The sequence below is a fragment of the Paenibacillus sp. sg306046 genome, assembly GCF_059821225.1.
The window spans coordinates 39,945-47,555 of sequence record NZ_JCAMRT010000031.1 but is presented as its reverse complement, the minus strand read 5'-3'; the positions used below and the strand labels follow the sequence as shown (position 1 = coordinate 47,555).

Here is a 7,611-nt window from a genome sequence, read left to right as displayed (position 1 = left end):
TGTGGAGCTGACGAATACTAATCGGTCGAGGGCTTATCCAAGCAAGTAGCATTCAGCATGCTAAGTTTCGTATCCAGTTTTCAGGGCGCAAACCTTGAAGATGTAGCTTTGGAGAGATACCCAAGTGGCTCAAGGGGACCCTCTGCTAAGGGGTTAGACTGCGTAAGTGGTGCGAGGGTTCGAATCCCTCTCTCTCCGTTGATTTTTTTGTGGCGGCGTAGCTCAGCTGGCTAGAGCGTACGGTTCATACCCGTAAGGTCGGGGGTTCGATCCCCTCTGCCGCTACCATTTTACTTTGATTACAATGTGGAGGCTTAGCTCAGCTGGGAGAGCATCTGCCTTACAAGCAGAGGGTCGGCGGTTCGATCCCGTCAGCCTCCACCATTTAATTTTATATGCCGCTGTAGCTCAACTGGTAGAGCAACTGACTTGTAATCAGTAGGTTGGGGGTTCAAGTCCTCTCGGCGGCACCCTTTCATGAGGAGCCGTGGTGTAGAGGCCTAACATGCCTGCCTGTCACGCAGGAGACCGCGGGTTCGAATCCCGTCGGCTCCGCCATGAATTTATTTTCTGGAAACAGGATGAAAACCAAAAAGTTTAATTAAAGCATTTGTTGTTTTAGACCAGCCATGGATTGTCTCCTGGAAGTCGGGGTGAAAGTCTGAAGGTTTGGTTTTGTATGCTGTGCAAGGTTGATTTAATTAAAGAAGATTTCACACATGGCTCGGTAGCTCAGTCGGTAGAGCAGAGGACTGAAAATCCTCGTGTCGGCGGTTCGATTCCGTCCCGAGCCACCATAGTTTTACGGAGGCTTAGCGAAGTGGCCAAACGCAGCAGACTGTAAATCTGTTCTCTGACGAGTTCGGTGGTTCGAATCCATCAGCCTCCACCATTTCATTTCGAGCCATTAGCTCAGTTGGTAGAGCACCTGACTTTTAATCAGGGTGTCGTAGGTTCGAGTCCTACATGGCTCACCATTTTCACAAACTCAAAAGCCCTTCACTGAAGGGCTTTTTTTCATGCAATTTTTATGCAATAAAACGAATTGATCAGCCGCTACCATGCCGACTTCAGCGCATGTGCTTTGAGATAGTCTGCGGTTCTGTAGGCGAGCGCCATGACGGTGTTGGTCGGATTTCCGGCTCCCGAAGTGACAAACAAACTGGAGCTGCACAAAAATAAATTCGGAATGTCATGCGATTGTCCGTAGCTGTTGGCGACTGAGGTGCCCGGATCAAGCCCCATGCGACAGCCGCCCATCAGATGTGCGCTGTCAGGCACGATGAATTCAGGCTGTCCTCCGGCCGCCTGCAGAATACGGCTCATTTGCTCGACAGCATGCATGATCAGCCGCTTATCATTGTCGCCATAGCTGAAGGTAACTTGGGCCACAGGCATGCCAAGGTGATCTTTCGCGTCACTCAGTGTAATTCGGTTATCGGGGTTAGGAAGCACCTCTCCGACCATTGTGACCCGTGCATAGTAGTTATAATCCAGCATGGCTTGCCGCAGCCGTGCTCCCCACAACGGTGGCTGTTCGGGACCGGATGACTTGGAGATGCCTTGTGCAAAGCTTACGGGCCGCGCACCGTGCGCATGTAAGGTGTAGCCTTTGATAAAGTCGCGGTCAGACGAAGAAGTATAATACTGCTGGGTTGAGGCCAACACAGGCGTCCCCTTGTACAACCGCACCTCATGAGGAAATCGGGCATACACATCATGGCTGCTGTGCGTCATAAACGATCGGCCCACCCAGCCGCTGCGATTCGCTAATCCTTCGGGGAAAAGGGAATTGGCCGAATTTAGCAGAAGACGCGGAGTTTCGACAACATGGGCCGCCAAAATAATGATGCGGGCGCGCTGCTCATACAAGCTGCCCATATGCTCGAATGTGACTCCTGTAGCTCTGCCAGCAGCGTTCGTATTCACACGAAGAACCGTACAATCGGCCAACACCTCGGCTCCTGCGCGAATTGCTTGGGGAATATGTACGATAAGCGTGCTGAATTTGGCGTTAGGCATACATCCCTGGTTGCAGAAGCCGCGGTTGATGCAGGGAGGGCGTCCCTCGAAGGGAGCGGATAAAATAGCAAGAGGCGTCACCGTCCACGGGATACCAAGCTGTTCGCAGCCTTGGGCAAATAGCTGGGCATTCGGGCTGATCGGATCACGCTCCGGATAAGGGTATGGGCCACGGAACGGTCCCCAGGGGAAATGCTTGGGGCCGGAAACGGCCAGCTCCTGCTCAACCTTTCGGTAATAAGGCTCAAGCTCCGCGTAGGTGATCGGCCAGTCTTCCCCATGGCCCTCCAATGTACGCCCCTGAAAATCCGTCTCATGAAACCGGAGAAAGACCCCGGTAAAATGCGTCGTTCCTCCGCCTACGCCCCAGCCTGTCAAATTAGCGCCCATCTCCAACGGATCGGAGCCATTAACGATTCGCGTCTGCTGCCAGCCGAGCTGCTGCATGGACAGTTCATCGCTGGCGAAATCCCGCTGCGGATCGCGAAATGGACCGGATTCAAGTACGACCACCCGCATCCCGGCTTCGCTCAGCTCTTTGGCCAGCACACCGCCGGCCGCGCCTGCCCCGACGATCACGACATCGACTTCCTGACCTTCATAGCTGCGCTTCATGCTGTTGACGCCCTTCCGGGCTTCCTCCATCGGTCGAGTCGGCCGCTTGCTTCCTTGGCTCCTGAGCTTCCCACGGGTCCGGCTCAGCGGGATGCATCCGCACATAGCCGCGCGGGTAGGCGGGGCCGCCGAATCCGATTTCGGACCAGATTTCGGGATGAGAATAATACGCTTCAAGGGTAATCTGCAGCAGCTTGGTGAACCAAGCCTTCACCGGGATGTCTCGCCATAGCTGCACAGGCGCCGCCTCGTCCCGGCTGAGCTCCTCCAGTATAGCCAGCTGCTTGTCTTCGGCAAGGTGGAAATATCGCTTTGTATGCATGGTCTGGCACGCTGTATCCAGCGTACGGAGACCGGCGCGAATCAGCTCGGGGGCGGGCGGGATGCCGGGCTTGCGCTGGCTCTCCGTACCTGCGGCCAAAGTTTGATCAAGATGATCCAGCACAAACTGGATAATTTCGGGGCGCCCGTCATCCATGAGCAGGCTGCACAGCGCGCGCAGCGTTTCGGCTTCGATCGGCGACAATAAGCTGTATTCGCCCGAAGTATGCAGACGTTCGTTGACAATCTGGCGTGTATGCGTATCCCATTGCTGCTGCTGGCTCATAACATCATAAGCAGGGTAACGGGTCAGACGTTTGACGGACATACGAAGCTTCACCTCCAATAATAGGCCAGCAGGCCAAGGACGCTGAGCGCGCAAAATAGGACGGGCATCATGACCGGCGGTCCGGTCATGAAATTGCGCAGCGTGTAGCCGCCGACACGGACTTTAACCCCGTGCACATGAAAAAATACACCGATGGAGCCGATTCCGACGCCTAGCCACATCAGGATCACAAACATCAGAAGCGCCGTTGTACCGGGCGAGTAGGTGAGCCACAAGGCCGATAGACTAAATACAGGAGCTGCGATGACTGGCGCCCACATCGAGCGGTGATGGAAATTTTGCCGATAGTGGGAAAGCGTCACCTGAAGGCCTACAGCCAAAAAAGCAACGGCTACAAAGAGGTAAAGGAATCGTTCCAAAGACCAGATGCTTCCATTCATGCGGGACCTCCTTTCAGGTTCAAGCTGTTTGAACATGACATTTGGGTAAGCTCGTTAAGCGGGCAGCCTTCACAGGTTTCCCTCATTTGTGAATTATATCCTGTATCAAGAGCCTGGAGTTCATCCGGTTTGATTAGGTCTGTTCATGATTCAGGCACAAGGTAATTGTTCCCGTCGGCTACAAGCAGGAATTGGGCAAGGGGAGGGTTTTCATGCTGCGGGAGCTGCATGGCAGTGACCATAAACCGAGGTTTGGCGCGGCTTTGGGCCGCTTATTTCAGCGTTGAGATAAATGTAGGCGGGCTGCAGCGGTCTGAACGGGTTGTGGGCAGCTTTGGATATAAAGGAAATAGATTGCGAACAGAGGAAGTTATTACTCGGTGCGTTTGGTTTTTCTCCCATGGTAATCTATGAGGGCGGGGGCAATCGTTGCCCAACATGGATAAACCTTGACAAAGTAGGAGGAACATGATGAACATTTTACCGTTTTCCATTCGTACGGCAGGAATGACTGCCGCGCTGGCTCTTCTGCTGACAGGGGCACTCGCAGGCACGGCTTCCGCCGCTTATGATGACATGGATGCCGTATCGCTGGCCACCAAAATGGTAGGCAAAGATTACGCCGCAGGCGGGGAAACACCGAGTAAAGGATTCGATGCCGCCGGACTGATTTCATATGTTTTCGAAACGCTTGATTACAAACTTCCCAGCGGGCTGGACGAGCAGTTTAAGATGAACCGTCCCAAGGTTACTTCCCTTGGAGCCGCTCAGCCAGGCGATGTGCTGTTTTTCGGAAAAAATGGCAAGCCGACCTTTTCCGCGATTTATACCGGCGACGGCAAAATGGTGATGTCCTCCAAAAGCAAATCCGAGGTGGTTACCAGAAAAGTGAGCGATTGGAGCAGCCAGTTTATCAGCGGGCGCCGGATTTTGTCCGAGAAGGATCGGCTGCGCGTAAATTTGATCTTAACGGCTCAGCAGTATTTGGGTGTTCCTTATGATTTCGGGGCCAAATACGGCCAGACGAAAACATTCGACTGCTCCTCCTTTATGAAATGGATTTTCAATAAATATGACATTGATCTGCCGCGTGTGTCACGGGATCAGGCGAAGGAGGGCACCTTTGTCAGCCGCAGCAAGCTGGACGCTGGCGACCTGGTTTTTTTCACGACCAGGGATTCAGGCGGCAAGATCGGGCATGTCGGCATGTACGTCGGCAACGGGATGATGATTCATACGTACGGCGAAGGTGGAGTCAAGTTCAGCAGCATCACAAGCGGCTGGTGGGATGAGCACTATGTAACAGCGCGCCGGGTTATCCGGTAATATAAGCTTGCGAGGGAGCCTTCGGGCTCCCTTTGTTTGTGCGGCAGAGCGTTTATGCTACAATATACGGAGGAAACGCCGGTCAACCGGACGTCCGTAGAGAGAATGCCGGCGGCAGGCAGAGGCAGCGTGATCTGAAGGCCGACGCACGTAAAGAGAGGGAGCCTCAGGATGGATTGGGAACTCGTACGACAGCAAATCGAGAGTGTTTTGGGCATTACTGTCAACGTGGAAAAACGGTCTGCGGAAGAATGGGCCGCAATGATGAAGGAAACCGGGACTGCCGCATCCGAAACAGGTTCGCCTGCCGGACTCACCCTCGGCGACTTGACCTATATCCCGGTTCAGCGGGACGGGCATCATGTCCTGCTGCTGCGGCTCCCTTCCGAAGGCGTCTCCGCACGGGAACGTCAACTGATCGGACTTATGCTGGACGCCCGCAAGCTTCAAGACAAGAAAGCGGCGGGACCAAGCGGAGAAGAGGAGCGGAAGGCGGCGTTAATCCGCGATTGGTTCAAGGGCCAGCAGGAGCTTGGTTATGTGCAGGCCGAGCTGCCTGATCCGCTCGTTTCGCAGCTGTCGCTGTATTCGACAAAAATTCCATTGTTGGTTTATGTCGATCAGACGACTTCGCGGCGGGTTCATTACACCGATTTGAAGAAGCTGCTGGAGTCGTTTTTTGACGCTTCCATCACGCTGATTCCGCTGACGGACAAGGAATGGCTCGTGCTTGGTCCGGAGAAAATATTGACGATGGATATAGGCGAAGAACGGGCGGATTCGTCCGAGGAAACGCTGGAGGACCGGCTCGCCACACTTGGCTACGGATTGCACGAGATGCTGGAAAATGAGTGGGTAGGGGAGTGCCATCTCGCCGTGCATTATCCGATGCTGCCGTCGAAATCGCTGTACTCGGCCATTTTACAGCTGCGGGAGACGATTATGCTGGGGCGGACGTACCAGATCGGCAGCAATATGCATTTGCCGTGGGAGCTGCAGTTGGAGAAGCTGGTGCATTTGATTCCGGATAGCGAGAAGGCGAATTTTCTGGAGCGGGTGCTGAAAAGGCGCGATCTTGCCTTCGATTCGGAGACGATGACGACGCTGGAGCATTTTTTCCAACTGGACTGCAATGTCAGCGAAACAGCCAAAAAGCTGTACATCCACCGCAACACGCTGTTGTATCGACTGGACAAGTTTAAACAGGAAACCGGGCTCGACGTGAGAACGTTTAACCATGCGGTATTAGTGAAGATTTCCATGCTATTGTACAAAGTAACGAAAAGAAAGTGATTTTTTTGTGAAGATTGTGCATAGTCATCCCGCGGTGCGTGAGGTATGATTTATACATATTCAGATACCATCTTGTAGGGGGAATTAATCATGGCAGGTGTACGTTTGAACCACATCGTTAAAAAATATCCGGGTGCAACAGAGTCAACAGTTAAAGACTTTCACTTGGACATCAAAGATAAAGAGTTTCTCGTACTTGTAGGAGCTTCCGGTTGTGGGAAATCGACGACACTTCGTATGATCGCTGGTTTGGAGGAAATTACGGAAGGCGAGCTGTACATCGGCGACCGCCTCGTGAACGACGTTGCTCCGAAAGACCGCGACATCGCAATGGTGTTCCAGTCCTATGCATTGTATCCGCACATGAACGTGTACCAAAACATGGCTTTCGGTTTGAAGCTTCGCAAATTCAAGAAAGCTGATATCGAGGCTCGCGTTCGCGAAGCTGCGAAAATTCTCGACATCGAGCATTTGCTTGATCGTAAGCCGAAGGCGCTCTCCGGCGGTCAGCGTCAGCGTGTTGCCTTGGGTCGCGCGATTGTCCGTGAACCGCAAGTGTTCTTGATGGATGAGCCGCTCTCCAACTTGGATGCCAAGCTCCGCGTACAGATGCGCGCTGAGATTACGAAGCTCGTTAAACGTCTTGAAACGACTACCGTTTATGTAACGCATGACCAAACCGAAGCGATGACAATGGGCGACCGGATCGTCGTTATGGATAAAGGGATCATCCAACAGGCTGCTACGCCTGAAGAAATTTATAACTTCCCGGTTAACATGTTCGTTGCCGGTTTCATTGGATCGCCATCCATGAACTTTATCAGCGGCAGCTTCGCTGAGCAAGGCGGCGGCCTGTACTTCCGCGCTTCCGGCGTGAACCTGCAAATTCCGGAAGGCAAAGCAAAAACGCTGCGCGATAAAGGCTATGCGAACAAAGAAGTTGTGCTCGGCGTACGTCCGGAGGATCTGCATGAAGAGGCAATCTTCATCGAAGCTTCCCCGAACTCCGTAGTGAACGCGCACATCGAAGTTTCCGAAAACCTCGGTCATGAGATGCAAGTTCACTTGAAGGGTCTCGGCAGCGGCACAATCGTAGCTCGTGTAGACGGTCGTGCAGGATTCCACGAAGGTCAAACTGTGAAGCTGGCGATCGACATGAACAAAGTTCATTTCTTCGATAAAGAAACAACAGCTTCGATTCTGTTGAACTCTTAATCTATACAACCCCAAAAACCAGCCTGCTGCAGGCTGGTTTTTTTGCGATCGCATCAAGCGAGACGGACGGCGGTTGATTTATACGCCCGA

At 53.2% G+C, this 7,611-nt stretch carries 6 protein-coding genes and 8 tRNA genes; 11 read left to right on the top strand and 3 right to left on the bottom strand.

What is annotated here, in order from left to right; all coding sequences use genetic code 11:
* The first annotated feature begins 110 nt into the window (after positions 1-110).
* The 8 genes from AC6ROY_RS23165 to AC6ROY_RS23130 all read left to right on the top strand — a co-directional run bounded on the left by AC6ROY_RS23165 (position 111) and on the right by AC6ROY_RS23130 (position 977).
* Positions 111-198 (top strand) — tRNA-Ser (locus AC6ROY_RS23165).
* 13 nt (positions 199-211) lie between these two features.
* Positions 212-288 (top strand) — tRNA-Met (locus AC6ROY_RS23160).
* A 20-nt stretch (positions 289-308) separates the two neighbouring features.
* Positions 309-384, top strand: a tRNA-Val gene (locus AC6ROY_RS23155).
* Between the two features lie 13 nt (positions 385-397).
* Positions 398-470: transfer RNA gene (locus tag AC6ROY_RS23150), tRNA-Thr, on the top strand.
* 11 nt (positions 471-481) lie between these two features.
* Positions 482-558, top strand: a tRNA-Asp gene (locus AC6ROY_RS23145).
* A 163-nt stretch (positions 559-721) separates the two neighbouring features.
* A tRNA-Phe gene (locus AC6ROY_RS23140) sits at positions 722-797 on the top strand.
* Between the two features lie 9 nt (positions 798-806).
* Positions 807-892: transfer RNA gene (locus AC6ROY_RS23135), tRNA-Tyr, on the top strand.
* A 9-nt stretch (positions 893-901) separates the two neighbouring features.
* Positions 902-977: transfer RNA gene (locus AC6ROY_RS23130), tRNA-Lys, on the top strand.
* 79 nt (positions 978-1,056) lie between these two features.
* On the opposite strand, the gene AC6ROY_RS23125 is transcribed toward AC6ROY_RS23130, so the two are convergent.
* The 3 genes from AC6ROY_RS23125 to AC6ROY_RS23115 are packed head-to-tail and all read right to left on the bottom strand — an operon-like array spanning position 1,057 to position 3,687.
* Entirely contained in the window at positions 1,057-2,667 is a 1,611-nt protein-coding gene (locus AC6ROY_RS23125; protein WP_500102942.1) for a GMC family oxidoreductase, read from the bottom strand.
* A complete protein-coding gene (locus tag AC6ROY_RS23120; protein ID WP_500102941.1) occupies positions 2,621-3,286 on the bottom strand; it encodes a gluconate 2-dehydrogenase subunit 3 family protein in 666 nt (221 codons plus the stop codon). The genes AC6ROY_RS23125 and AC6ROY_RS23120 overlap by 47 nt, the downstream gene beginning before the upstream one ends.
* 8 nt (positions 3,287-3,294) lie before the next feature.
* Entirely contained in the window at positions 3,295-3,687 is a 393-nt protein-coding gene (locus AC6ROY_RS23115) for a hypothetical protein (RefSeq protein WP_500102940.1), read from the bottom strand.
* A gap of 471 nt (positions 3,688-4,158) precedes the next feature.
* On the opposite strand from AC6ROY_RS23115, the gene AC6ROY_RS23110 reads away from it, so the two are divergent.
* The 3 genes from AC6ROY_RS23110 to AC6ROY_RS23100 all read left to right on the top strand — a co-directional run bounded on the left by AC6ROY_RS23110 (position 4,159) and on the right by AC6ROY_RS23100 (position 7,521).
* Positions 4,159-5,013: an NlpC/P60 family protein gene (locus tag AC6ROY_RS23110; protein ID WP_500102939.1), complete on the top strand. Its 855-nt coding sequence runs from the start codon at positions 4,159-4,161 to the stop codon at positions 5,011-5,013.
* A gap of 171 nt (positions 5,014-5,184) precedes the next feature.
* Positions 5,185-6,306: a PucR family transcriptional regulator gene (locus AC6ROY_RS23105; RefSeq protein WP_500102938.1), complete on the top strand. Its 1,122-nt coding sequence runs from the start codon at positions 5,185-5,187 to the stop codon at positions 6,304-6,306.
* 90 nt (positions 6,307-6,396) lie between these two features.
* Complete coding sequence (locus AC6ROY_RS23100; protein ID WP_500102937.1) at positions 6,397-7,521, top strand: ABC transporter ATP-binding protein; 1,125 nt, start codon at positions 6,397-6,399, stop codon at positions 7,519-7,521.
* The last annotated feature ends 90 nt before the right edge of the window (positions 7,522-7,611 follow it).